The organism is Streptomyces sp. NBC_00443, assembly GCF_036014175.1.
Taxonomy (GTDB): Bacteria; Actinomycetota; Actinomycetes; order Streptomycetales; family Streptomycetaceae; genus Streptomyces.
The window spans coordinates 6,547,029-6,572,132 of the sequence record NZ_CP107917.1; the positions used below are offsets into that span (position 1 = coordinate 6,547,029).

The 25,104-nt window shown below is 71.6% G+C and carries 21 protein-coding genes and 3 pseudogenes; 14 read left to right on the top strand and 10 right to left on the bottom strand.

Annotated elements, in window-relative coordinates:
• Positions 1-81 precede the first annotated feature (81 nt).
• The gene (locus OHO27_RS29880) at positions 82-1,752 is read right to left on the bottom strand and encodes an alkaline phosphatase D family protein (RefSeq protein WP_328428065.1); all 1,671 of its coding nucleotides are present in this window, start codon (positions 1,750-1,752) and stop codon (positions 82-84) included.
• Positions 1,753-1,872: 120 nt separating this feature from the next.
• Positions 1,873-2,517 carry an HNH endonuclease family protein gene (locus OHO27_RS29885; RefSeq protein ID WP_328428066.1) on the bottom strand — a complete coding sequence of 215 codons (645 nt, stop codon included), beginning with the start codon at positions 2,515-2,517 and terminating at the stop codon, positions 1,873-1,875.
• 398 nt (positions 2,518-2,915) lie between these two features.
• On the opposite strand from OHO27_RS29885, the gene OHO27_RS29890 reads away from it, so the two are divergent.
• Positions 2,916-3,497, top strand: a complete 582-nt coding sequence (locus tag OHO27_RS29890; protein WP_328428067.1) for a TMEM165/GDT1 family protein — start codon at positions 2,916-2,918, stop codon at positions 3,495-3,497.
• A 173-nt stretch (positions 3,498-3,670) separates the two neighbouring features.
• Positions 3,671-4,339 carry an HAD family hydrolase gene (locus OHO27_RS29895; protein ID WP_328428068.1) on the top strand — a complete coding sequence of 223 codons (669 nt, stop codon included), beginning with the start codon at positions 3,671-3,673 and terminating at the stop codon, positions 4,337-4,339.
• Positions 4,340-4,602: 263 nt separating this feature from the next.
• Here OHO27_RS29895 and OHO27_RS29900 read toward each other — a convergent pair whose 3' ends face one another.
• Positions 4,603-5,613 (bottom strand): peptidoglycan-binding domain-containing protein, encoded by a 1,011-nt coding sequence (locus OHO27_RS29900; protein WP_328428069.1) that lies wholly within the window; start codon positions 5,611-5,613, stop codon positions 4,603-4,605.
• A gap of 170 nt (positions 5,614-5,783) precedes the next feature.
• Here OHO27_RS29900 and OHO27_RS29905 point away from each other — a divergent pair, with 170 nt between their 5' ends.
• Complete coding sequence (locus OHO27_RS29905) at positions 5,784-7,835, top strand: MDR family MFS transporter (protein WP_443059626.1); 2,052 nt, start codon at positions 5,784-5,786, stop codon at positions 7,833-7,835.
• 271 nt (positions 7,836-8,106) lie between these two features.
• On the opposite strand, the gene OHO27_RS29910 is transcribed toward OHO27_RS29905, so the two are convergent.
• Positions 8,107-8,598: a GNAT family N-acetyltransferase gene (locus OHO27_RS29910; RefSeq protein ID WP_328428071.1), complete on the bottom strand. Its 492-nt coding sequence runs from the start codon at positions 8,596-8,598 to the stop codon at positions 8,107-8,109.
• A gap of 101 nt (positions 8,599-8,699) precedes the next feature.
• On the opposite strand from OHO27_RS29910, the gene OHO27_RS29915 reads away from it, so the two are divergent.
• Both OHO27_RS29915 and OHO27_RS29920 read left to right on the top strand, forming a co-directional pair.
• A complete protein-coding gene (locus OHO27_RS29915) occupies positions 8,700-9,377 on the top strand; it encodes a hypothetical protein (protein WP_328428072.1) in 678 nt (225 codons plus the stop codon).
• A gap of 5 nt (positions 9,378-9,382) precedes the next feature.
• On the top strand, positions 9,383-9,826 hold the full coding sequence (locus tag OHO27_RS29920; protein ID WP_328428073.1) for a hypothetical protein: 444 nt from the start codon (positions 9,383-9,385) through the stop codon (positions 9,824-9,826).
• Here OHO27_RS29920 and OHO27_RS29925 read toward each other — a convergent pair.
• The gene (locus OHO27_RS29925; protein WP_328428074.1) at positions 9,815-10,249 is read right to left on the bottom strand and encodes a J-domain-containing protein; all 435 of its coding nucleotides are present in this window, start codon (positions 10,247-10,249) and stop codon (positions 9,815-9,817) included. The two genes, OHO27_RS29920 and OHO27_RS29925, sit on opposite strands and share 12 nt — an antisense overlap.
• Positions 10,250-10,346: 97 nt before the next feature.
• On the opposite strand from OHO27_RS29925, the gene OHO27_RS29930 reads away from it, so the two are divergent.
• A complete protein-coding gene (locus OHO27_RS29930; RefSeq protein ID WP_328428075.1) occupies positions 10,347-10,739 on the top strand; it encodes a hypothetical protein in 393 nt (130 codons plus the stop codon).
• An 8-nt stretch (positions 10,740-10,747) separates the two neighbouring features.
• On the opposite strand, the gene OHO27_RS29935 is transcribed toward OHO27_RS29930, so the two are convergent.
• Positions 10,748-11,419, bottom strand: coding sequence for an O-methyltransferase (locus tag OHO27_RS29935; protein ID WP_328428076.1), 672 nt, complete (start codon positions 11,417-11,419; stop codon positions 10,748-10,750).
• Between the two features lie 75 nt (positions 11,420-11,494).
• Positions 11,495-12,628: a DUF2330 domain-containing protein gene (locus OHO27_RS29940; RefSeq protein WP_328428077.1), complete on the bottom strand. Its 1,134-nt coding sequence runs from the start codon at positions 12,626-12,628 to the stop codon at positions 11,495-11,497.
• Positions 12,629-12,934: 306 nt separating this feature from the next.
• Here OHO27_RS29940 and OHO27_RS29945 point away from each other — a divergent pair, with 306 nt between their 5' ends.
• From OHO27_RS29945 to OHO27_RS29955, 3 genes are all read left to right on the top strand, one after another.
• A complete protein-coding gene (locus tag OHO27_RS29945; protein WP_328428078.1) occupies positions 12,935-14,995 on the top strand; it encodes a bifunctional glycosyltransferase 87/phosphatase PAP2 family protein in 2,061 nt (686 codons plus the stop codon).
• 140 nt (positions 14,996-15,135) lie between these two features.
• Complete coding sequence (locus tag OHO27_RS29950; RefSeq protein WP_328428079.1) at positions 15,136-15,519, top strand: peptidase inhibitor family I36 protein; 384 nt, start codon at positions 15,136-15,138, stop codon at positions 15,517-15,519.
• A 99-nt stretch (positions 15,520-15,618) separates the two neighbouring features.
• Complete coding sequence (locus OHO27_RS29955; protein WP_328428080.1) at positions 15,619-16,491, top strand: hypothetical protein; 873 nt, start codon at positions 15,619-15,621, stop codon at positions 16,489-16,491.
• Positions 16,492-16,654: 163 nt separating this feature from the next.
• Here the strand turns inward: OHO27_RS29955 and OHO27_RS29960 are convergent, their stop codons facing one another.
• On the bottom strand, positions 16,655-18,289 hold the full coding sequence (locus OHO27_RS29960; RefSeq protein ID WP_328428081.1) for a helix-turn-helix domain-containing protein: 1,635 nt from the start codon (positions 18,287-18,289) through the stop codon (positions 16,655-16,657).
• A 116-nt stretch (positions 18,290-18,405) separates the two neighbouring features.
• Between OHO27_RS29960 and OHO27_RS29965 the strand changes: the two genes are divergently transcribed.
• The 3 genes from OHO27_RS29965 to OHO27_RS43215 all read left to right on the top strand — a co-directional run bounded on the left by OHO27_RS29965 (position 18,406) and on the right by OHO27_RS43215 (position 23,010).
• On the top strand, positions 18,406-19,926 hold the full coding sequence (locus tag OHO27_RS29965; protein ID WP_328428082.1) for a glycosyltransferase family 39 protein: 1,521 nt from the start codon (positions 18,406-18,408) through the stop codon (positions 19,924-19,926).
• 164 nt (positions 19,927-20,090) lie between these two features.
• Positions 20,091-21,656, top strand: coding sequence for a glycosyltransferase family 39 protein (locus OHO27_RS29970; RefSeq protein ID WP_328428083.1), 1,566 nt, complete (start codon positions 20,091-20,093; stop codon positions 21,654-21,656).
• Positions 21,657-22,374: 718 nt separating this feature from the next.
• Entirely contained in the window at positions 22,375-23,010 is a 636-nt protein-coding gene (locus OHO27_RS43215) for a helix-turn-helix domain-containing protein (RefSeq protein ID WP_443059724.1), read from the top strand.
• On the opposite strand, the pseudogene OHO27_RS29980 reads toward OHO27_RS43215, so the two are convergent.
• Positions 22,941-23,177 (bottom strand): annotated as a pseudogene (locus OHO27_RS29980) (hypothetical protein); the annotation flags it as partial. The gene OHO27_RS43215 and the pseudogene OHO27_RS29980 overlap by 70 nt on opposite strands.
• On the opposite strand from OHO27_RS29980, the pseudogene OHO27_RS29985 reads away from it, so the two are divergent.
• Positions 23,172-23,357, top strand: a pseudogene (locus tag OHO27_RS29985) (helix-turn-helix domain-containing protein); the annotation flags it as partial. The pseudogenes OHO27_RS29980 and OHO27_RS29985 overlap by 6 nt on opposite strands.
• A pseudogene (locus tag OHO27_RS43220) lies at positions 23,318-23,497 on the top strand (hypothetical protein); the annotation flags it as partial. The pseudogenes OHO27_RS29985 and OHO27_RS43220, both read left to right, overlap by 40 nt.
• Here OHO27_RS43220 and OHO27_RS29990 read toward each other — a convergent pair.
• The gene (locus OHO27_RS29990; protein ID WP_443059627.1) at positions 23,451-25,100 is read right to left on the bottom strand and encodes a hypothetical protein; all 1,650 of its coding nucleotides are present in this window, start codon (positions 25,098-25,100) and stop codon (positions 23,451-23,453) included. The pseudogene OHO27_RS43220 and the gene OHO27_RS29990 sit on opposite strands and share 47 nt — an antisense overlap.
• Between the last annotated feature and the right edge of the window lie 4 nt (positions 25,101-25,104).

The window sequence follows — 25,104 nt, forward strand, 5'->3', positions numbered from 1 at the left end:
GGGACGAGTGAGTGTGGGATGCATCACGAACATCACGTGCGTCACGCCACACGCGGGCCCCTATGTGGTGAAACCGGCTGTTCAAGGGGCGAGTTCGGACTCCGAGACAGTCCGCAGCCGTGCCCCCGTCCCTCGCGCCCCCGCAACCCGCGGCCCCGCTCCTCGCACCGCCCGCGCCTGCTCCAGCCGCAGCCGGGCCGAACGCCCCCGCAGGGTCAGCGTCATGAGCTGGTTGCCGAACCAGGGCCCGCCCGTGCGGCGCCAGTCGATCGGCGGCCGGGGACAGCTGCCGTGCCCCGCGAACCGCCGCCCGAGCCAGCGTCCCACCCCGCTCCAGCCGAAGCGGAAGCCGAGCCGGATCGCCGCGTGGATGGCGTTGTGGACGGGCGAGCAGGTCAGCTGCAGGACCCGGGCGTCGGGCCCGCCGCCGTCCGGCCAGGTCGGCTCGGCGACATAGGCGTGGTGCACGTCCCCCGACAGCACGCACACCGTCGCCGGTGCCTGTGCCCCGGACCCGGCCTCGGCGATCAGCTCCGCCAGCGCGTCGAAGGACGGCGGGAAGGCCGCCCAGTGCTCCAGATCGGCCCGCCGCCGCAGATCCTCCCCGAAGCGCGCCCAGCGCTCGCCGCGATCGCCCCGGCACAGCGCGGCGTTCCACGCCTCGGCGTCGTGCACCAGGTGCGGCAGCAGCCACGGCAGGGACGTGCCGATCAGGAGATGGTCGTACGAACCGCGCGCGTCGAGCGCCTGCTCGCGCAGCCACCGCGCCTCGCCCGGGTTGAGCATGGAACGCGAACCCTCGTCGAGAACGCGGGCCGCCCGGGTGTCCACCATCAGCAGCCGTACGCGGCCGAAGTCGCGCCGGTAGCTCCAGCGGACGGAGGCCGGATCGGCGTCCGCCTTGCAGGCGAAGGAGCGCAACAGGTCGGTGCCGTCGGGGGTTTCGCGTACGGCGGCGTAGAGCGGGTCGGCGGCCAGCTCGGCCGGCGACAGGTTGCCGAGGTGCTGATGGACCCAGTACGACATCAGTCCGCTGAGCAGCCGCTCGCGCCACCAGCTCGTCTCCCGCATGTCGGCGAGCCAGGCGGCCGAGGTGTTCCAGTCGTCGATGACGTCGTGGTCGTCGAAGATCATGCAGCTCGGCACGGTGGACAGCAGCCAGCGCACCTCGGGGTCGAGCCAGGACTCGTAGTACAGCCGGGTGTACTCCTCGTAGTCCGCGACCTCGTCGCCCGGCGGCTCGCTCAGGTCGCGGCGCGCGGCCAGCCAGCGCCTGGTCGCCTTGGAGGTCTCGTCGGCGTACACCTGGTCGCCGAGCAGCACCAGCACATCCGGCCGCTCACCGTCCGGCTCGGCGGCGATCCGTGCGGCCAGCGTGTCCAGGGCGTCCGGTCCGACCGGGTCCGGCTCGCCGGCGGGCGGCGCGGCCCAGCGGCAGGAGCCGAAGGAGAGGCGGACGGGGTCGCCGTCGGCGGGCGTGCGGATCAGGGAGGGCGGGAAGGGGGAGTCGGGCAGCGGCCACACGCGGGCGCCGTCGAGGAGGACCTCGTACGCCTGTGCGGTGCCCGGGGTGAGGCCGGTCACCGGGATCAGGGCGTAGTGATGGCCCGCGACCTGGAACGTACGGGACTCGCCGTGCCCGCCGTCCGCGCCGCGCACCTCGGCCGTGCACGGACGGCTCGCCTCGACCCAGACGGTCGCGGACGTGCCGTCGGCGTACCTCAGCAGTGGACCAAGCCGCAGTTCGGCCACGTGATCGCCCTCCTCCGTCGCCCCGTACGGTACGGAACGACGGAGGGGAACGGGGAGGTTCCGCAGATCACGGTTTGCCGAACTCAAGCAGTACCGCGTCGGTGCTGCCTCAGTGCTCCGTCAGCAGCCGGAGAGGTAGTTCGTCAGGGCGGACTTCTCGGCCGAGTCGACGGAGAGGTCGTAGTAGTACTTCACCTGCACCCAGGCGCGCACGTAGGTGCAGCGGTAGGCCGTGCGCGACGGCATCCAGGTGGCCGGGTCCTGGTCGCTCTTGGCCTGGTTGACGTTGTCGGTGACGGCGATCAGCTGCGGGCGGGTCAGGTCGTTGGCGAAGGACTGGCGCCGCGAGGTGGTCCAGCTGTCGGCGCCGGAGTCCCAGGCCTCGGCCAGCGGGACCAGGTGGTCGATGTCGAGGTCGGAGGCGGCGGTCCAGGTGGCGCCGTCGTACTGGGAGTACCAGCTGCCGCTGGTGGCGGCGCAGGAGGAGTCGGTGACGACGCCCGAGCCGTCGCGCTTGAGGACGGTCTCACGGGTGTTGCAGGCGCCGGACTGGGTGATCCAGTGCGGGAAGAGGTCGCGGTCGTAGCCGGTGCGGTCCTCGGTGGCCACGGTGAGCTGGGCGAGGTAGCTGCGGGCGGTGGCGCCGCTGACGGGGGTGGGGAGCGCTGCGGAGGCGGTCGGAGCGTTGAAAAGCGCGACGGAGGCTATGAGGCCGCTGAGGGCCGCGAGTATGCTGACCCGTCGACGCGCGTAGAACTTCGACATGCTAACTCCCTTGGGAGGTGGGGGTGTTGGCGTGCGAGCGATGGAATGCTCGCCGCACCGTGTTGCGGGGAGGTGTGCGTCGGGTGAGAAGTTAGTGTCGCGTTCATGACACGACAAGGTTGAGGGCCGGACTTTCTTTCTGTGGACTGGTGAGCGGCCTCGCGTACGATGGGTCGCGCAGAAGGGGAGTAGCTCTTCGCCGGACCGTCGACATACTGCTCAGCTCGTCTGAGCCGGCGCCCGGAGGCGGACCTCGTATCCGAGGTCGGCCAGCGAGACCTTCGGCAAGCAGTGCACGCCCATGCCGTACGGCACGGGCGCCGAGTGTGCTGCCGTGCCGAGGTGTCGCAGCGCAGTGACAGTGCTCTCGGTGGGGCAGCCCGACCGATTGAGGAACCTTGATCAGCTTTACCGTGACGGCGGTCGTCTTCGGCGTCGTCTTCCTCGCCGAACTGCCCGACAAGACCGCGCTCGCCGGGCTCGTCCTCGGCACCCGCTATCGCGCTTCGTACGTCTTCGCCGGCGTCGCCGCCGCCTTCGCGGTGCATGTCGCGCTGGCAGTGGCGGCCGGCAGTGTGCTGACGCTGCTGCCCCAGCAGCTCGTGCAGGCGCTCACCGGTGTGCTCTTCCTTGGTGGCGCCGCGGTGCTGCTGATGAAGGGGGACGAGGACGAGGCGGAGGTCCGCAAGCCGGAGAACCAGTCCTTCTGGAAGGTGTCCGGCGCCGGGTTCATGCTCATCCTGGTCGCCGAGTTCGGCGATCTGACGCAGATCATGACGGCGAACCTCGCGGCCCGCTACGACGATCCGCTGTCGGTCGGTATCGGTGCGGTGCTGGCGCTGTGGAGCGTGGCGGCGATCGGGATCGTCGGCGGGAAGGCGCTGATGCGTCGGGTGCCGCTGAAGCTGATCACCAAGGTGGCGGCGCTGCTGATGCTCGGGCTGGGCCTGTGGAGCCTGTGGGAGGCGATCGCCGGCTGAACTGTCGGTGAATGGTTCACGGAGGCGGTGGCGCGAAGGGGGCCGCGTTTTGTACCGTGAGGGAACAAAGTGGTTCCCGCCCGTTTTCCCTGACCGGCGGGCGGGGCCACCTTGTCCCTCCGGGGGCCACCCCTGTCACCCCCGCGCCCCGCGCCCTCGCCCTGGAGCTGCCGATGTCGGCCACCGCCGCGCCCACCGTGCTGACCGCCCGTGCCCTCCTGCTCGACATGGACGGCACCCTCGTGAACTCCGACGCCGTCGTGGAACGGATCTGGCGTCGCTGGGCCGAGCGGCACGGGCTCGACGGCGACGAGGTGATGAAGGTGGTCCACGGGCGGCAGGGGTACGCCTCGATGGCCCTGCTGCTGCCCGACCGGCCGATGGAGCAGAACCACACCGACAACGCGCGCATGCTCGCTGAGGAGACGGCGGATGTGGACGGCGTGGTGCCGATTCCCGGGGCGCCGGACTTCCTGGCCTCCCTGCGGGGGCTTCCGCATGCGCTCGTGACGTCCGCCGATGTGCCGCTCTCCACGGCGCGGATGGCTGCCGCCAGGCTGGAGCAGCCGGACGTCCGCGTCACCGCGGAGTCGGTGGGCGCCAGCAAGCCCGATCCGGAGGGCTTCCTGAAGGGCGCCGCCGAGCTCGGGATCGCGCCGGAGGACTGCATCGTCTTCGAGGACTCGGGCGCGGGGATCGAGGCGGGGCGCGCCGCGGGGATGCGGGTCGTCGGGGTGGGCCCCCGTGCCGGGTTCCATGGGCCGGATGCGCTGGTCTCGGACTTGCGCGAGGTTCGGGTCGAGGCTTCGGGGGACGGGACGATGCGGGTGTACATCGGTTAGGACGGAGCCCACTGCTGACTGCCGGCGGTGCTGCGGCCCACCCAGGGGCGCGGGGAACTGCGCGACCAGCCACGCACGGTCGGCAGCCGCCATCGGACCCGGGCTCCCGAGTTCTCAGGCGGGTGTACGTCGGTCAGGGCGGTGTCCGTTGCTGGTTGCCGGCGGTGCTGCGGCCCACCCAGGGGCGCGGGGAACTGCGCGACCAGCCACGCGTGGCCCGCAGCCGCCATCGGACCTGGGCTCCCGAGTTCAGGCGCGCCGCGTCACGGTTCGGAAGTCTCCGACTCCAACCTCTCCCGCGTAGCCAAGTCATATACCCCGTACTCGTCCGGCTGGACGCCCCGGGCCCACTGGTAGCGGAGGACCGCGTCCTCGACGCCCTCGTTGTAGCTGCCCCTGGCCTCCCGCGTGTAGAGGCCGAGTTGGGTCAGGCGGAGTTCGAGTTCCGTGACCTCGGGGCCCCGGTCGCCGCGCTGGAGGGTCGCAGGCGCGGGGTCCCGCGCGGCGGCGGAGTCCTCCTGGGAGCCGGCGGCCTCGGTGGTGGACGGGGCGTTCGTCGGTTCCGAGGTCGCTGACGGAGACGGGGGCGCGCTCGACCTCGACGGCGTCGGGGAAGCGGACGCGCTCCGCGTCGGCGACTGCGACACCGGCGGCGCTGCCGACTGGGTCGACGGCGCCGTGGGGGACGGCGTCTCCCGGGCCTCGCTCGTCGACGGCGCCGGGACGCTCGCCCGTACGTCGTCCGGCAGTGCGGTGTCCCTTACCGGCGCCTCGTACGTGAACATGCCGCTCGCCAGGCCCGCCGCCGCGAGCACGGCCACGAGCGCTCCGCCCGCCCCGAGCAGGACCGTACGCGCACGACGGGGACGGTGACGGGCGGCGGCCGTCCCGTGAGTGTCGGCAGGATCAGCGCTGTCGGACACCCCGTCCGGCTCGAACAGGCTCAGGTCCTGTGCGCTCGGTGTCGTGGCCGGAGGCGCCAAGGGAGTGGGCGGCGCTGCCGGCACCGCCCGCAGCGGCATCGTCTCGCCGCCCGCTTCGCCGGTACCCTCCAGCTCCACGTATGGCCGTATCCGCAGCGGATCGAAGTCCTCCGCCGCGGCCGCCTCCGCCGTACGGGCGTCTCGCAGGGCCTCGGACGCGCGCGGGCCGCAGCCGCAGGACGGGGTGTTGTCGGTCCCTCTCGGCGCACTGCACTCCGGGCAAAGGTGACCGTTCTGGCCTATCGGGCCATCCTGGCTGTCCGGACCCTTCGCGCCCGTCGGCTCAGTCACGTGTTCGTCCCTCCCCTCGCGAACTCCCCAGATTATGCAGACGTTCCTCACGTCGTCTCCCCAAGCCCCCGGAAGGACTGCTTCCAATGGGGCTCAACAGGCCATAACTGATCAAACCGATCACGATGGGAGGTGCATGGGAGGTGTAACGAGACGCTCGGGAGGTCTTCATGGCCGAGGACGCGCACGGTATGACGGGAAATGTGCGTGACGCGCAGGACCCGCAACGGCGAGCCGACGCGCACGAGAACGTGCCCGGCAACGTCCTCGTCTCCATCGGCGCGCTGCTCCTCGGCATGCTGCTCGCCGCACTCGACCAGACCATCGTGTCGACCGCCCTGCCCACCATCGTCAGCGACCTCGGCGGCCTGGAGCATCTGTCCTGGGTCGTGACCGCGTATCTGCTGGCGTCCACGGCCGCGACTCCGCTGTGGGGCAAGCTCGGTGACCAGTACGGGCGCAAGCGGCTCTTCCAGATCGCGATCGTGATCTTCCTCGTCGGCTCCGCGCTGTGCGGCATGGCGCAGGACATGGCCCAGCTCATCGCCTTCCGCGCCATTCAGGGGGTCGGGGGCGGCGGGCTCATGGTGCTGTCCATGGCGATCGTCGGCGACATCGTCCCGCCGCGGGAGCGTGGGCGGTACCAGGGGCTGTTCGGGGGCGTGTTCGGGGCGACGAGTGTGCTCGGGCCGTTGCTCGGCGGGGTGTTCACGGAGCATCTGAGCTGGCGGTGGGTGTTCTACATCAACCTGCCCATCGGGGCCGTCGCCCTTGCCGTCATCGCTGTCGTGCTGCGCCTTCCGAGTAAGTCGACGCGGCATGTCATCGACTATCTGGGCACTTTCCTCATCGCGTCTGTCGCGACCTGTCTCGTGCTGGTTGCTTCCCTCGGCGGGACCACATGGGCGTGGGGGTCGGTTCAGATCGTCGGGCTGGCGGTGCTCGGGGTGGTGCTCGCCGTTGCGTTCGTCGCCGTTGAGCGGCGGGCTGCCGAGCCTGTGCTGCCGCTGAAGCTGTTCGGCGTGCGGACCTTCTCGCTCTCCGCGGTCATCAGCTTCATCGTCGGGTTCGCCATGTTCGGCGCGATGACCTACCTGCCGACGTTTCTCCAGGTCGTGCAGGGAGTCAGCCCGACCACGTCCGGGCTGCACATGCTGCCGATGGTGGCCGGCATGCTGCTGGCGTCCACCGGGTCCGGGCAGATCGTCAGCCGTACCGGACGCTGGAAGGTGTTCCCGATCGCGGGGACGGGGGTCACCACGCTGGGGCTGCTGCTGCTTCACCAGTTGGACATGGACAGCTCCACCTGGGAGATGAGCGTCTACTTCTTCGTCTTCGGGCTGGGCCTCGGGCTGGTCATGCAGGTGCTGGTGCTGATCGTGCAGAACGCCGTGTCGTACGAGGATCTCGGCGTGGCCACCTCCGGGGCGACGTTCTTCCGGTCCATCGGGGCGTCGTTCGGTGTGGCCATCTTCGGGACGGTCTTCGCCAGCCGGCTCGATGACAAGCTGGTCGAGGCGTTTCGGGGGGTCTCGCTTCCGGCCGGGGTCTCGTTGGAGGGGCTGGAGGCGGATCCGCGGGGCATTGGGGAACTGCCTGCGGCGTTGCGGCCGGCCGCGTTGGACGCCTATGCGTCGTCGATCACCGATGTGTTTCTGTATGCGGCGCCGGTCGCGCTGGTGGGGTTCGTGCTCGCCTGGTTCCTGCGGGAGGACAAGCTGCGGGGGTCCGTGACCGCACCCGATGTCACCGAGACGCTGGCCAGCAATCCCGTCCAGCGGTCGTCCTACGACGAGGTGTGCCGGGCGTTGTCGGTGCTCGGAACCCGGGAGGGGCGGCGGGAGGTGTATCGGGACATCACCGCGCGGGCGGGGTACGACCTGTTGCCTGCGGCCAGTTGGCTGTTGTTGCGGATCAAGAGGTACGGGTGGGTGGAGCCGGGGGTGCTCGCCGAGCGGAGCTCTGTGCCGCTGTCCGTGATCCTCGATGCCGCTCGGGAGGTGGAGGGGCGGCGGTTGGCTGTTCGGGAGGGGCTCGATCTGGTGCTGACGGATCGGGGGCGGGAGGTTGCCGAGCGGTTGGCGCTCGTTCGGGAGGAGTCGTTGGCCGAGTTGTTGGGGGACTGGTGGGGGCCGGATCGGCCTACCGATCTGGTGCAGTTGGTCAAGGAGTTGAATGCGGAGTTGTGTGGGTCTGATCGGGAGCAGCCGCGGGATTCTTGATCGGGGATGCCGGGTGCCTCCGGCGGGTGGGCGGGGATGCCTGCGGCGGCCCGCTCGGGTGCGTGGGGGTTCGCGTAGCGCCTGCGGGTGGGGGTGGGTCGGGGCCGCGCCGGGGGTGTCCGTCCTCGGTCGGGCGGTTGAGCTCTCTCAAGAGGGGCCGTTTCTTGACGCCCGCCGCTGCGGGCGGACACCCCCGGCACGCCCCTTGCCGCCGTACGCGGCTGCGGCGCCGCGGGGGCGGCGTCCGCCGGGCGTCAGAGCAAGGGCTTCGTCAGAGCAAGGGTTTGGTGAACCAGTGTTCGGCGTAGATGCCGTTGTTGTGTGGGGGTGTTTCCTCGTAGCCCAGGGCCGCGTACAGGGCGCGGGCCTCTGTCAGATCGTGGCGGGTGTCGAGGATTATGCGGGTTGCGTTGAGTGTGCGGGCCGTGGACTCGGCTGAGCGGAGCAGGAGTTTGCCGCCGCCCTTGCCCCGCATCCTCGGGTGTACGTACACCCGGGTCAGTTCGGCTGTGTTCTTGTCCAGGAGTCTGATGCCGGTTGATCCGGCCGGCTCGCCCTCGTAGTGGGCCACCAGCAACTGGCCTTTGGGAAGGGTGAGTTCGGTGGTTGGGGGGTGGGAGAGCTCGCGGGCCAGTTCGGACGGGTCGGTGCGGTGGCCCTTGTGGAGTAGGTAGTAGCGGTCGCTGACCTCGGTGTAGTACGCCCGCCAGAGGGCCTTGGCTGTGAGGGAGTCGGGGGGTTCCGGGGCTACGGTCCAGGTCATGGCCGCATTGTCGGCGAGGGGGCCGGTGGGTTCGCAAGCGAGTTTGTGGGTGGCCGGATCCGCGGTCGTTTGAGGAGCGTTCTGGGGGCAACCCGGCACACATGTCCACAGGTGTGATCATTCTGATCGTGATGGTGGCGGTCGTCGTCGTGCTCGGCGTGGCCGTCCTGGCTCTGCGTAATCGGGATGCGCAGGGCGGTCGGGGTCTGAAGCGGCGCTTCGGGCCTGAATACGAGCGGGCCGTGACCCGGCATGACGGAGACGTCAAGGCTGCCGAGCGTGAGCTGGCCCAGTTGGTGGAGCGGCACGGCGGGCTGCGGGAGCGGCCGTTGGAGCCGACCGAGGCCGAGCGGTTCGAGGCGCGCTGGGCCGCTGCCCAGGAGCACTTCGTCGAGTCGCCCAAGGAGGCCGTCGACGAGGCGGACCGGCTGCTCGCGGAACTGGCGCAGGCACGCGGGTTCCCGGACGGCGCGCAGTACGAGGAGCAGCTCGCCGCACTGGCCGTGCACCACGCGGACCATGTGCAGGGCTACCGGCACGTGCACCACGTCTCCCACGCGCGCGTGGGTGGCGAACGGGAAGGCGGGGGTGGTACGGAGGAGATGCGCGAGGCCATGATCGAGGCCCGGGCCCTGTTCGAGGAGCTGACGGGGCCGGTCGGGCGGCGGCGGGCTTCCCACGAGTCCCGCAGGGACACCGACGGGCAGGCACCCGCCCGCAGCAACGGCCACCGCGGGCATCTGCCGTGGACGTTCACCCGTCACGCGAAGGGGAGTTGAGTGACATGACGGACGCCACGACCGGCATGGGTGCCGGCAAGGTGACGGATCATGACCTGGCGAAGGGCACGCCTCCGGTCGCGCCCACCGGTGGGCGCGAGCGGCCCGGCACCGAGGCGCGTGCCGTGGCTCCCGCGAAGGGCGGGCGTGAGGTTGCGCGGCTCTTTCCGCACGACGAGTCCGACAAGTTCGAGCTCAAGCTCCAGCACGCCGTCTCCGGATTCGTCGACGGGCCCCGGGGCGCCGTGGAGGAGGCCGACCGAGTCCTGGAGGAGCTCGCCGCCCGCTTCACCGCGGCGGTGACCGAGCGCCGCCGTACTCTGCGCGGGGCCTGGCAGGCGGCCGGTCAGGGCGAGGGCGAACGCGGGGCGTCCAGCACCGACACCGAGCAGCTGCGGCTGGCGCTGCGTGATTACCGCGAGCTGGCGGAACGGCTCCTACGCATCTGACGCAACATCCGACTCGCCCGCCGCCCGGCGCCTCTCCCGCCACTGCCGTACGACCTCTTCGACGTCGTACGGCTTACGGCCCAGGGGAGGGCCGGGCGGCGGCTTCAGCAGCATGTCGCGGATCTTGACGTTGACAGCCGTGATGATCTTCCGGACCGTCCGCTCCGAGGGCGCCGCATACGCCGCGAGCAGGGCGTCCTCCGCCTCCTTGCGCAGGGCCAGGGCCGGGGGCAGGACCGACAGGCCTTCGCGGGCCATCTTGCGCTTGATCCACCACAGTTCGTCGTACGGCGCTTCCAGGTCGTTCGGCAGCGGCTTTCCGGTGCCTGGCAGTCTGTCGAAGTCGCCGCGGGACTGTGCGTCGTGGATCTGCTTGTCGACCCAGGACTCGAACGGGACGCCGGGGGGCTTTCGCTCGGTCATGAGTTCATTGTGCCGGACGCGGCAGTGCCGGGCGATTTATCATGCGGGCGCGGTGGCCAAACGGCCGCTGTTCAAGGATGTTTCAGGAGGGGCGCTCGTGCTCGAACTCACCATGGCCGCCGTCACCGCGGCGGACGAGGGTGCCACGGCCGGCATGCTCATGGCCGACGCGCCCAGCGAGCCGGGCGCCGTGCTGCGGGTGGGCCGCGACAAGTCGGTGTGCCGGCTGGTGACGCCGGACGAGTGGCTGTTCATCTCCCGGGTCCACCTGGAGTTCCTGTGCGGACCCGACGGCAGCTGGCAGGTGACCTGGCTGCGCGGCTCGCAACCCGACCCGTCCTCCGAGGTGCGGCTGACCGTGGGGCAGTACGCCCAGCCGATCGGCTACGGCGGGACCGTGCCGCTGCCCAGGGGCGGCAGCGGCGAGATCATCATCCACGACCGCACCGAGCCGCGCAGTATCAACGTCGGCTTCTATCACGAGGCTTGAGCTGCGCCCTACGCCAGTACGCGCGCCAGCGCGAAGCCGTCGTAGCCCTTGCTGCCCACCGTCTGGATCGCCGTGCCGCTCAACCTCGGGTGGCTGCCGATCAGTTCGATCGCGGTGCGGGTGCCCCGGATGTCCGGGGCCGTGCTGTCGGCGTCGACGACCCCGCCGCCGCGCACCACGTTGTCGACGACGATCAGGCTGCCCGTGCTGGTGAGCCTGAGGGCCCACTCGACGTAGTGCGGGTTGTTGGCCTTGTCGGCGTCGATGAAGACCAGGTCGAAGGGGGCCGGGTTCTCGTCGGCCAGCTTGGGCAGCGACTCCAGGGCCGGGCCGACCCGGACCTCGACGAGCTTGTCCAGGCCGGCCCGCGCGATGTTGCGGGTGGCGACCTCGGCGTGCCTGGGGTCGTACTCCAGCGAGATCAGTCGGCCGTCGGCGGGCAGGGCGCGGGCCAGCCAGATGGTGCTGTAGCCGGCGAGCGTGCCGATCTCCAGGATGTTGCGGGCGCCCTGGATCTGGGCGAGGAGCTGGAGGAACTTGCCCTGGGACCGGCTGACGGCGATCTGCGGGAGCTCGGCCGCGTCGCTCTCCCGCAGGGCCGCCTGGAGCGTTTCGTCATCCGGTGAGAGGTGGGCGGAGAAGTACTCGTCGACGTCGTCCCAGAGCTGCGACTCGCTCATCGCCTTGCCTTTCCTATGGCTAGTTAGATGCGCTAACTACCCGTCTTCGCCGTCGGTGATACCAGGATGGTCGATTCAGGTGGCGGGCGCAGGCGGCTGCGCCGGGGGTGTCGGCAGCTCCGGCCGCCGGGTGCGTCGTACGGCGAACCAGGCCGCCGTCGCCACGGCCAGGGCGAACCCGCCCGTCACCGTCAGCAGCCATGCCGGGATTCCGGCCACCGTGCGCAGCCGGTCCTCGTGGATCACCTGCTGAAAGGGGTCGTCGGCCGGTGCGCGACGCAGCTCGTGGTCGCCCGCGATGCGTTCGGGATACGGGAACTCCTGGCCGATCGCGGTGAGGAACGGTGTGCCGGCCGCCAGTTCGGCGAGCGGGCCCGTCCGCTGCGTGACCCGGCCCGCGTAGGTGACGCGAGGACGTTCCCCGCCGATCGGGGACGCCGGTTCCATGCGGTGCGCGGCAAGGACGTACAGGCCCAGGGACTGGGGCGTGTCCGCGAGGCGTGACAAGCGCATCGGGTAGACCGGCTCGTCGGTGCGGAAGGTGAGGTGCAGGGGGTCGAGGGCGCCGGTGAGGGGAGCGCCGGTGGTCTGCGGGGTGAGCTTGACGGCCACGTACTCCCAGCGTTGGTCGACGTACGGGCGCAGGGCTCCCGTCAGGCGGGGCGGCAGCGCGAAGCCGTTGCTGTCCAGCCAGCCGTCCAGGGCATCGGGGTCGGTGGCCGTCAGCCGGGCCACGTCGAAGGGGCCGAGCCGCTGCCGGCCGACGACGCCCACCGGAGCGCCGGCGCCGGGCGGGGGCGGCGGGGCGCCCGCGGTGCCGTCGCCGCCGCTCACCAGCGGCCAGTCGCCGTCCTGGGGCCAGAAGTGGTACCGGGTGCGGTGCACGGGGGCCGTGATGTCGTGCAGCTCTTCGAAGAGGGCAGGGTCGCCGAGGCGGACCGTGGCCCGGCGCGGCACCGGCATGATCCACGCGACCCGTTCGGCGTCCCCGCCGACGGTCAGCCGCATCACGACCTGCTGGCGCGCCCCGTCCCACCGCACGACGGACTCCTCACGCCCGACCGCCACGCGCGCCGCGTCGCCGGGCACCATGGCCCCGCAGCCGCACGCCCAGGCGGGTGCCGCGAGCTGCCCGAGCTGGAGGGCGAGCAACGCCAGGACGACGGTCACAGCCCGCCTTCGAGTACCTGCCCGCAGTAAGTCCGCCATCGCGCAGCCCCTCCCTCCCCGCATGCCCCACCACCACCGTGACAGCGGCGGTTCAGACGGTACGGCGGATGCCACGGTTCCGTGGCCGGGGCCCGGCGATGTGATCGATTCCGCCCCGCCGAGGTGACCCACCGGAGGCGGGCGAACCGCCCTCCGACTATCGTCTCCGGACAAAAGGAGAGCGGACTTCAGGTGAAGCCGGGGTTGCCTGCGTCCCTCCCTGCGGGGGTGAAAGCCGCATAGGGTTCGTAAGGATTCCTGACGCGTGGGACGTGTGCGACGACCGGGGCGGGAGGCCGACGAGGCGTGGCGAATGCGGATCGCGGTGGGCGACCGGCGGAGGCACTCGGAGCCACGGCCGTCGGCACGGTCCAGGCACGCGTGCGCGTGGCGCGCCTCGGCCTGTGGCTGGTCGTCGCGGTGCTCGCCCTACGGCAGGTGGCCGTCGTCCTCAGTACGCCGCGCGGGGAGCGGCTGACGGATCTGGAGACCTGGGTCGGGCCCAACGGCGTCCTGCATGTGAAGGGTTCGCTGTACGACTCGACGCAGTTCACCGGTACGCCGTTCGGCGGGCTCGTCCTCAAGCCGCTGACCCGCGCCGCCGAGCAGGCCCTCGGCTGGGGCTGGACGTTCGGCACCCTCCTGCTCGTCGTCGCCCTCGGCCTGGTCGCCGCCCGCGCCCTGCCACAGCCGGTGAGCCGCCGGACCTCGCTGCTCGCCGCGCCCGTCGCGATCAGCCTGCTGATGCTGTCGCTGCCGGTGCGCAACACCCTCTACCTCGGCCAGACCAGCATCATGCCGGTCCTGCTCGTGCTGCTCGGCTGCTTCGCCGTCCGCGGCGAGCGCACCAGCGGCGTGCTCATCGGCGTCGCGGCCGCGCTGCAGCCGACCCTGCTGCTGTTCACCCCGCTGCTGTGGTTCACCGGCAGGCGCCGGGCCGCGCTCTCCACGGGGGTCACATTCGCCGCGTGCACGGCGCTCGCGTGGGCGGCGATGCCGCGCGACTCGTACACCTACTGGGTGCACCACATGGCCGGCGTCGGGCTCGGCGGCCGGGCCGACGACCTCGGCAACCAGTCCCTGCACGGCGCCCTGCTCCGGCTGGGGCTGACCGGCCCGCTGGAGATCGCCCTCTTCCTGCTCCTCGGCGCCGCCGTCGCCGTCCTCGCGCTGCGCCGGGCCGTTCGCTACGCCCACGACGGGCAGCTCCTGCTGGCAGTCGCCGTCACCGGCTGCGCGGCGATCGTCGTGTCCCCCACCGCCTGGCAGCACCAGCTGCTGTGGGTGCTGCTCGCGATCGTCGGCCAGGTCGGCAGACGGGACTCCGACCGGTACGTGTGGCCGGTCGCCGTCATCCTGATCATGACGCTGCCGGCGCGGATGATGGTGCCGGACAAGCTGATCCTCCACCCCCTGCGCGCCGACCTCGTCCTCCTGGCCGCCCTCGCCACGGCCGCTGTCGTGCCCTTCCTGTCCCGCACGTCGCAGTACTGGCAGACGCCGATCCCCACCCAGTACGCCACACCGGTGCCGTCCCGCTTCCGGCACATCCCGCTGGTGCCGTTCCTGCGCCGCGTGATCACCCGCCCGAACCTGCTCTTCGAGCTGCTCCTCATCCGGGTCACGTACTACGCCTACGCCCAGATCCGCCTGGCCGCCGCGGGCGGCTCCAACTCGGCCGGACGGGTCACCGCCGAGGAACACGGCGAGGAGATCTACTCGATCGAACGCGCCCTGCACATCGACATCGAGCGCTGGGCCAACCATGCCGTCGTGCAGGTCGACTGGGTCCGGAACTTCTTCGACTTCTACTACGAGTCGTTCCACTTCGGCGTCCCGCTCGCCATCCTCGCCGTCCTGTACTGGCGCCGCCCCGTCGACTACCGCTGGGCCCGCACGGCCATCGGCTTCGCCACCGTCTTCGCCCTGATCGGCTTCTGGCTCTACCCACTCGCGCCCCCGCGCCTGATGCCGGGCCTGGGCTTCATCGACACGGTCCACGGCCCGCAGAACTTCACCAGGCCCGACTACGGCACCCTCACCGAACTGACCAACCAGTACGCGGCGATGCCGTCCCTGCACTTCGGCTGGTCCCTGTGGTGCGGCCTCGTCGTCCTCATCCTCGCCCCCAGGTGGTGGATGAAGGCCCTGGGCCTCCTGCACCCCCTGTTCACGCTCACCGCGATCGTCGTCACCGGCAACCACTGGGTGCTGGACGCGGTGGGCGGGGCGGTCGTGGTGGGCGCCGCTTTCGGGTTGACCCACGTCCTGTCCGGGCGGCGCGCCCACGCCCCGGACGTGGCCGGGAACGCCCCGCGGACGGACGTCGGCGAGGCGCACTCCGGCGGGGCGCGATCACGCGCCTGACATCCGGACTTCGCCCCAGAGGCCACTTTCGAACGTTTTCTAATCATCTGTGTCTCGCACTGCCGTTCGTATGAACTGGTGTGCGGCGGATGGAGATCCACCCGCCGCAACCATGACCATGACCAACGGGAGGACCACGGATGATCCGCAAGCTGGGCGTGTCGCTCGGAGCTCTGGCCCTGTGTGCCGCGGGCGCGGTGGCACTGGCGCCGACCGCGACAGCGGCCGACACGGGGGCCCGGGCCCCGTACTTCGTGCTCTACCAGCACGACAACTACGGCGGTCACTACGCCAACTTCTCCGGCACCGACAAGGAGCTCAACAACAAGTACTGGGGCGGCACCAGCCAGGTCATGAACAACGGCGCCAGCTCCATGCGGAACTTCACCGGTTCCTACGTCGGTGTCTGGGACAAGGGCACCGCCTGCACCGGCGCCTCCTACACGGCCAAGCCGAACAGCGTCGACACCGACTTCAGCAACAACGAGTTCGACAACAAGGCGAGTTGCGTCCGCTTCCTCTGACGCACTCGGGGGCGGCGCCGGCCGGGTCCGGTGCCGCCCTCTCCTTATCTTCCGACAGTGTCTGCCCAGGCGGACTTCGCGGACTTCAGGAGTGGCTGAATGACCATGCACCGGCTGCTGGGGATCGTCGCCGTATCGGCGTCCGTGCTCCTCGCCACGGGGTGCGGAGGCACCCAGCCGCAGGACGCCGGCCCGAAGGCGGTGCTGGAGGCGGCTCCCGGCCCGACCGCGCAGGTGCGCGGGCTCGTCCTCCCCCTCGACCACTATCAGCTGTCCGTGAACGAGATCTACCTGATCGAGAGCGCCAAAGACGTCCTGACCCGGGACTGCATGAAACGGCGGGGATTCGACTGGGAGGTCATCGACGACCGTGACCGGTACCCGGACCTGCGCAACCGCCGTCGCTACGGCCTCATCGAGATGCCGGTGGCCAGGAGCATGGGTTACCGGACCAACGCCCGGCTGATGGGCTCCACCGAGGTCACGGCCCGCAAGGTGGACCGCGAGAGACGGCTGGGACCTGGCGAGTTGAAGGCCGCCTCGGATCCGGTCGACGGCTGCTACAAGCTCGCGGGCGACCGGCTGGCCCGGGACAGCCAGGTGAACGAGGACCTGGTGAACAGGCTGAACGGCAGGAGCCTCGACGCGGCGCTCAAGGCCCCCGACGTCGTCCGGGCGACACGGTCCTGGGCGGCCTGCATGGCGGACGAGGGGCGCCCGTACGACGACTTCTACGCCGCCGCCGAGGACCCCCGCTGGGCACGGTCCGACAAGCCGACGCCCGCCGAGAAGGAGACCGCGCAGGCGGACGTCGCATGCAAGCAGCGGGTCGGCCTGGTGAAACTGCTGAGCGAGACGGAACGCGGCATCCAGGAGCGCGGCATCCGCGAGAACGGGGCGTACTTCGTGCAGCTGATGTCGGCCAAGGAACGCCACCTCGCGGCGGCCCGAGAGGTGCTCGACCGCACTTGACGGGGCGCGGGGCACGGGGTGGTTTCAGCGGTGCGGATCGGGTTCAGCGGCGTGGGGGTGGTTTCGGGGTGCGGGTCGGTTTCAGCACTGCGGATCGGCTCAGCCGCGCGGTACGGATCCGCGGTACGGACCCGCGGTACGGATCCGTTCTGGTGCCGCGGTCTCACGGATGGTCGCGGTCGAGGAACCAGAGGGTCCACAGCACCACCCCCAGCACCAGCCCGATCCGTGTCACCAGCCACCACCTGCTCCGTACGAAACGCCGGAGGGCCACCAGGGCCGGCTGCACGAAGCGTCCCGTGCGGATGCTCGTCATGAGGAACTCCCGCTCCAGCGGCGTCAGATCGGACGCCGGTCCGTCCGGCCCCAGGAACGCGTCCCGCGCGGCCAGCAGCCGGGCGCCCCGGTAGAGCGCGCCCGGATCCCGGTCCAGTTGCTCCCACTCCTTGGCCGCCTCCGTCAACCGGCGCTGCAGACGCAGCCGTTCGCGGTCCGCCTCCACCCAGCCGCGCAGCCGTGGCCAGGCGGTGATCAGCGCCTCGTGGGTGAGGTCCACGCCCGTGCCGTCGACGGTCACCAGCCGCGCCCGGACCAGCGCCTCCAGCACCGCCGCCGACTCCTCGGACCGGACCAGCTCGGCGCGCTCGGCCGGCCGCCGGGTGTCCGGCGCCTCGTCCCCCGGCGTGATCAGCCGCAGCAGCAGCGCGCGGGCGAGCTCGGTCTGCTCGGCCGTGAACCCCGCGAAGACCTCCTCGGCCGTGTGGGCCACCGCGCCCTGCACTCCGCCGATCGCCCCGTACGCCTCCATCGTGAGCGTACGGGCCCGGCGGCGGCGCCACAGTTCGAGCAGGGCGTGGGACATCAGGGGAAGCGCGCCGGGCTCCCGCGCCACGTCGGAGACGATGCGGGCGGTCAGGGCGCGCTCCACGACCAGCCGCCCGGCCGCCGCCGGCTTCACGATCGCCTCCCGCACCTGCTCCGGCGACATGGGGCCGACCAGCAGGCTCGCCGCGTTGAGCGCGTCGACGAGGGCGTGATGGTCGGCGCACCGGCCGTAGAAGTCGGCACGCACCGCGATCACGACGCGCAGCCGGGAGCCGTGGGCCTCAGCACGGGAGTGGAGCAGGCCGTCGATGAACTGCGTGCGCTCGCCCGGGTCCTGACAGAGTGTGAAGACCTCCTCGAACTGGTCGACCACGAGCAGCGTGTCCGTCTCGCCCTCGACCGGTTCGAGCAGTTCGCCGTGGGTGCGCAGCGGGGATGCGCCGGGCGTGCAGATGCGGATGGCGGCCGGCCGCCCGTCCCGCTCGCCGAGGCCGCGCAGCGCGGGGACGAGACCGGCCCGCATCAGCGAGGACTTGCCGCTGCCCGACGCCCCGACGACGGCGACGAACCGGTGCTTGCCGACCAGGCCGACGAGATCCTCGACGAGTTGGTCGCGCCCGAAGAACAGCGCGCCGTCCTCCGTGCCGAACCGGGCGAGACCGCGATATGGCGCCGGCTCGTCCTCGGCGTCCGTCACGGGCTGCGCGGACAGTTCCCCGGCGAGCGCGTGCCAGCGAGGCTCCCACTCCTGCCTGCTGCCGTCACAGGCCTCGACGTAGGCCAGGGCCACCGGCAGCGACGGCAGCCGCTCGCCCGCGGCGGCGCCGGACAGGGTGGGGGCGGAGTATCCCGCGCGACGGGCCATCTCCCGGTAGGTGGGACTGCCCGCCGCCCGGCGTAACTCACGCAGTTCATGGGCGAACCGCTGCACCGGTCCCTCCTGCGGATCCAGCGGTTTCTCGGCACGACCCACGGTGGCTCCCCCTGTGCTCCCCGTCTGCTCTCCGTTCCGCGATCAGTGGCTCACGCTACGCGATGCCCCTTTGATAGGCGGCCCATCAGACGGCTGACCATCAATTTTCCAGCCAGTTGACTCCTGATCAGCGCCCCGAGCCAGACAAGGAGTCGGCCATCACCACCGCGACCCGTGTATCCCCCGTCCGCCCGTCCGCGCCGCTCGGCCCGCCAGCCACCCGGCCCGGCACACCGGCCTGCGTCACCGTCCTCGCCCCGGCCGCCCTGGCCCTCGCCCTCGGCCTGTGGGGCATCCGCCGGCGGGGTTCGCTGTGGCAGGACGAGGCCGTCACGTACGACATGGCCCACCGCACGCTGCCCGACCTGTGGGTGACGCTGGGCGGGGCCGACGCGGTGCACGGCCTCTACTACCTGCTGATGCACGGCGTGTTCCGGCTGTGGGACGGCGGGCTCGTCGCCCTGCGGCTGCCCTCTGTGCTGGCCATGGCGGGCGCGGCGGCGGGGGTCGCGGCGCTGGGCCGGCGGCTGGCGGGACCGCGGGCGGGCCTGGCCGCGGGCCTGGTGTTCGCTCTGCTACCCGTCACCCAGCGCTACGCGCAGGAGGGCCGCGCGTACGCCCTGGTGACGGCGCTCGTCGTCGCCGAGACCTGGCTCCTGGTCAGGGCGAGCACCGCACGGCGCCGCGCCGCGTGGGCCGGATACGCCGTACTGGCCGCCGTGTCCGGCCTGCTGCACGAGTTCGCGCTGCCCGCGCTCGCCGCGCACGGTGTCGCCCTGCTCGCCGCCCGGGCGCCTCGGGCGGTCCTCGCGGCCTGGGCGACGGCCGCCTGTTGCGCGGTGGCGGCGGTCGTTCCCGTGGTGATGCTGAGCATGCGTCAGTCCCGGCAGGTCGCCTGGATCGAGGTGTCCTGGGACACCGACGTGCTGGGCTTCGCGCTGCTCGCGGGCGCCGGCATCGCCTGCGCGGCCGTTCACCGCCGGACGGGGGGCTCCCGCGCACTCGCCGCACTCGCCCTGCCAATGCTCGTCCTGCCCCCGGCCTCGCTCCTGCTGGCGTCGGCGGTCAAGCCCCTCTACGTCGACCGGTACGTGCTGTACGCGCAGGCGGGTCTCGCCCTCCTCGCGGGCGCCGCACTCGACGCGCTGTGGCGGGCCGGGCGTGCGCGCGTGGCCCTGGCGCTCGTGACCGCCGCCGGCGTGCTGGTCGCGCTGGGCCCGGTGGGGACGCATCTGCGCGGCCCGCAGAGCCGGATCGACGACGTCACCGCCGTATCCGACGCCTTACGGGAGACGGCGGTGCCCGGCGACGGTGTGCTCTTCCTGCCCGGCAGCCGCCGCGTCTGGGCGTTCGGCCACGAGCCCGCCTCCTACGGCGCACTCGATCTCGCGCTCGCCGAGTCACGGCAGCGCTCGCACACGCTCTACGGCACCGAGTTGCCGCCCGCGGCCATCCGCGACCGGGTCCTGCTCGCCCCACGGGTCGTCGTGGTGCGCGAACCCGCACGCGAGCGCCACGAGGCGAGCGCGCGGGAGGAGGCGAAGGAAGCGACGCTACGCGACCACTTCACGCGATGCGACCGCACAGCCGTCGGCACCGCGCGGATCGAGGTGTACGAGCGCGGCGACCACTGCTGACCACGCCCCCTGACCACGCCCACCCGACCGCTCGGGCCGCGACCCCGCCCCCGACCCCGGCTCGCGCCCCCGACCCCGGCTCGCGACCCGTGCCCCTCGGCCCCTGACCCGTGCCCCCGGCCCGCGACCCCGGCCCCTGGCCTGCGACCCCCGACCCCCTGCCCGTGACCCCGGCCCCCGACCTGCGACCCCCGACCTGCGACCCCGTCCCCCAGGAGGACACCATCACTCAGCAAGCCGACCGCGAGCTCGCCGACCGCGTCCATGACGGTCTCCCGACCGCCGTCCGGCCGGACCGGGCCGGGGCGAGGGGCCTGCACCTGATCGTTCCGGCCGTGGCCGCGCTGATCCTGGGCCTGTGGGGGATCGACCGGCAGGACAGCATGTGGCGCGACGAGTCCGTCACCTACCAGGTCGCCCACCGCCCGCTCGGTGAACTGTGGGGCCTGTTGGGCCACATCGATGCCGTGCACGGCCTGTACTACCTCCTCATGCACGCCGTCCTCGCCCTGTGGGACGGCGGGCTCGTCGCCCTGCGGCTGCCCTCGGTGCTGGCGACCGCCGGCGCGGCGGCCGGGGTTGGCGCGATCGGCGCCCGGCTGTCCGGACGGCTCGCCGGGACCCTGGCCGGGCTGGTGTTCGCGCTGCTGCCGGTGACGCAGCAGTACGCGCAGGAGGGCCGCTCGTACGCGCTGGTCACCGCTGCCGTCACCTGGGGGACGTACGCCTTCCTGCGCGCCGTCCGCGAGCCCGGCCCCCGCTGGTGGACCGCGTACGGCGTGCTGCTCGCGCTCGCCTGCTGGCTGCACGAGTTCGCTGCCCTGGCGATGGTGGCCCACGCGCTGACACTGTGGCGACTGCGCGTGCCGAGGCGGGTGTGGCGGGGATGGGGCGCGGCGGCGGCCGGCGTGAGTCTCGGCCTGCTGCCCCTGATGGCGGTGAGCGCGGGACAGGCGGACCGGCAGCTCGGCTGGCTGGGTCGGCCCAGTATGAACGCGTGGCTGCAGTTCCTGGTCGTCTCCGTCGTCGCTGTGCTGCTCAGCCGGCTCCTGCTGCGCCGCCGCGGCGCTACCGAACTGACCGCGCTCGCCCTTCCGTTGCCGTTCGCCCCGACCGGTCTGCTCATGGTGGTCTCCCTCGCCAGGCCGTGGTACGTCGAGCGGTACGTCCTGTACGGGATGACGGGACTGGCGTTGCTGACCGGCGCCGCCCTGGCCCACGCCATCCGGCGAAGCCGCCGTCTCGCCGGGCCGGTCCGCGCCCTGACGGCCTGTCTGGCGGCCGGTACGGCGGTCGCGGTGCTGCTGCCGTGGTCGCTGCTGGTGCGCTCGCCCGAGAGCCGCAAGGACGATGTGGTCGCCGTCGCCCGGGCCGTCGAGGACTCGGCCCGCGACGGGGACGCCGTCCTGTTCATGCCCGCCCGACGCCGGGAATGGCTGCTGTCCTATCCGGCCGTGCTCGGCCGCCTGGACGACGTGGCCCTCGCCGAGTCCCCGACGGCCTCGCACACCCTGCAGGGCACCGAACTGCCCGCCGACACCATCCGGCGCCGCGTTCTCGCCGCCGACCGGGTCATCGCGCTGACCGACCCGGCGGGTCAGCCGCTCGACCCCTTTCCGCAGGAGAAGATCAAACGCCAGATATTGAAGACTCAATTCCGGATCTGTGACCGGATCGCGGTCCACGGCGCACAGGTCTTGGTGTACGCCCGCCCCGGCCACTGCACATGACCGCGGCACATAACTTTTGAACGCGCTCGAATGTCTGTTATCTGGCGATTCTGTCCCCGAATTGACCTGGTGGAACGTGCGGGGGCGTGTGAGGATCCGATCGAACGACGACGGGGGTCGTTCCCGACCCCCGTATGCGTGGACCGCGTGTACCTCGTCGATCGCTGACCTGGTCGAGGGTGCGCCGGCAAACGACCCTGGGGGATTGTTGATATCGGTTCGCCTGGCTTCTGACGCACTCATGGACGCGAGATTCGTGGTTTCCCCGTTGGCCCAGATCGGACTGCTGCTCAATTTCGGCCTGCCGGCCGTCGGCGCCGGGCACCTTTCGGAGCGGCCGCCGGGAAAGGTGCTGAGGAGTCCCGACGTCGCCCTGCTCATGGCGTTACGCAGGGAGAAGCGCGACTACGTGCCGGGCTTCATGTTCGCCGACGCGGACGGGCACGCGTCCCTGGAGGAGGAACTCCGGCAAGTGGCCGACGCGCCCGGCGATGTGATCGCCCATCAGATGCACCGGTTCATGAAGTCCGCGCGGGGCGGCGATCGGTGGGAGTCCGGCGAACTGCGCCGGATCACCGCCGCGCTGGAGGGCGGCGAGCGGGCGTTCGCCCGGCGGATCGCCGACGAGCTGGGACATTTCTGGACCGCGTGCGTGTCCGCGCGATGGAACGCGTTGCGCCCGCTCATGGAAGGTGACATCCGGCACCGCGCCGCGTCCATGGCCGAGCGCGGACTGGCCGCCACACTCAACTCCCTGCACCCCGGGGTCTCGTACGAATCGGGCACGCTCCACATCCAGGACGCGTCCGTGCGGAACGTCATCGAGACCAGGCGCATCGTGCTGCACCCCTCGCCGCTGGTGAGCACGTGGCAGCTGCGGCACGACCCCTGGGGCGAGGACGGGACGCATCTCTCCTACCCGGTGCGCCCCGGCCCGAAGGGCGAACTCCGCTCCGACGACCCGGCCGAGGCGGACTCCCTGGGCCAGGTCATCGGGCAGGCCCGGCTGCTCCTGCTGGCGGATCTGGGCAGCTCCCGCACCACCACGGAACTCGCCGAGCGCCACCACATGAGTGCCTCCACCGTGTCGTACCACCTGACCCGCATGTACCGGGTCGGACTGCTCAACCGCACCCGCGAAGGCAGCCGGGTCTACTACCAGCGAACCCCCGAAGCGGACCGCCTGGTCACCCGCCGCGCCCGCCGTCACGTGACCCCGCACGCGAACCACACGGCCTTGCCGCCCTCCGCGCAGCGTGCCACGCCCCACTTGTCGGCCAGCGCGTCCAGCAGCACGAGGCCACGCCCGTTCTCCGCGCCGAGGCACAGGCCGCACGACGGTGCCGGGAGCTGATCCGACCCGTCCGCGACCTCCACGCGAACTCCTGCCGCCTGCCGCAGGATCAGCACCTCACAACGCCGGTCCGGAACATGCCGTACGACATTGGCGACCAGCTCGGTCACGCCCAGCAACAGGTCCCGAAGTGGGCCGAGTTGCGTGAGAGGGGCCGCTGCGTGCACATCAACACCCTGGACCCGGGCGCCTCGCCACTCGACTACTACGGCTTCGAACTACGCCGCTACCGCGAGGCCGCCGGGCTGACCCAGAAGCAGCTCGGGGACATCGTGTACTGCACAGGGTCGCTGGTCGGGCAGATCGCGCGATCATCGTCACCGGCAACCACTGGGTCCTCGACGCGGTCGGCGGTGCGGCCGTCGTGGGTGCGGGCTTCGGGATGACGTACCTGTTCCAGGGGCCGCGGGCCCGGCTGGTCACGGCACAGGCCGAGAAGGTCAGCAGTGACTCCCAGGCTCCGGCGAAGGAGGGTACTCCGAGCTGATCCGGTACGTGCCGGGGGCGGTGACGGTGAGGCGGGTGAACTCGCCCTGCCGGGTGAGACAGCCGCCGCCGTCGGCGTGCAGCCAGGGCGAGTAGGCGACGCGTACGGTCGCCGATCCGGCCCGGGACATGCGGACGACGAGGTCGGCGCTGGACGTCGACACGATGCTCGCGGGATCGGAGACGAGGGGTACGGCGTCCCGTACCCGGAAGATCCGCCAGTGCTCGTCCTGCCACACGGGCTCCAGCCACTCGGGCCGGTCCTCGCGTATGAGCCGGGCCTCGACCTTGGCGTACCCGTCGGGTTTGCCCAGCGGGAGGACGACGTATCCGACGGCCCAGCGGTCCAGCCACTTCCGGTAGGTCGCCGCGGAGAACGACCCGTCGTAGAAGAGCCGGGCCCGCTCCATGTCCAGCTGGCGGTTCCAACCGCGGGCCATGTTCACGTGCGGGGCGAGCCCGCTGGCCTCGCGGTGGTTGCGGGCCGGGACGACCTCGACGCGGGTGAGGTCGGCGCCGAGATGGTCCAGGGCGCGGACCACCCCGTGGGTCTCGGTGGCCCAGGCGGGCACGGTGGTGGAGACGTAGAGATCGTCGCCGGTCTTCTTGGTGACCCAGCCGACCGAGAGGACGAGGGCGGCGATCAGCAGGTTCCGGCGGACCTTCGCGAGACGGGGCTGGGCCACCAGGACGGCGAGGAGGGCCGCGGGCGCGAACAGCTCGGCGAAGCGCTCGACGTTCGTGCCGATGGGGGAAGGGATGAGATACGTCAGGACCGCCCCGGCCGCGTACACGGCACCGCTCCAGCGTGCGACGCGCCAGGAGCGCGGGGCGAGGAAGGTGACGGCCAGGCCCAGGAAGAAGGGCGGCCATATTCGGTCGGCGAACATCAACTGCTCGCCCTTGAAGGGGAAGAGGAGAGTCGTCACGCCGACGGTGACGGCGGGCGGAAGCAGGAGAGTGAGGGCGCGGGCCCACTCGCGGGTGAGGAGGAACGCGGCACCCACGACGACGAGGAACAGCCCTGCCACCGGGCTCGCCATCGTCGCCAGGGCGGCGTACGCGGCGGCGAGGACGACCCGCTTCTCACGGGTCAGCAGCAGACAGGCGGCGAGTCCGAAGGCCACCCCGAGCGCGAAGGTGGTGCGCCCGGAGGCCACGTTGCACCACAGGGCGAAGGCCGCGAGCAGGGCCGGGCCGAGGGGGCGCGGGATGCCCTTGGCGCGCGTGATGAGGACTGCCGCCAGCCAGGTGGCGGCGAGCCCGGAGACGACGGTGACCGTGCGGACGCCGAGCGCGGCCATCAGGTACGGCGAGATCAGGCTGTAGTTGGCGGTGTGCGTGCCGCCGTACCAGAACAGGTTGTAGGCCGAACCGCCGTGCCGGGTGGCGAAGCCGGTCCAGGCGTCCTGCGCCGCCAGGTCGCCGCCGCCGGTGGCGAGGAACAGGGCCCAGATCGCGTAGAGGGGGACGGTGGGGAGGGTGGCCAGGAGAGGTATTCGGTGGCGGCTCCAGACCCTGTCCAGCAGCCGCTCCCGGGCAGGCGGTGCCTGCTGCGGGGCGCTCGGGCGGGTGCGGGTGCTGGTGAGGTCGGCTTGGGCCACGTGA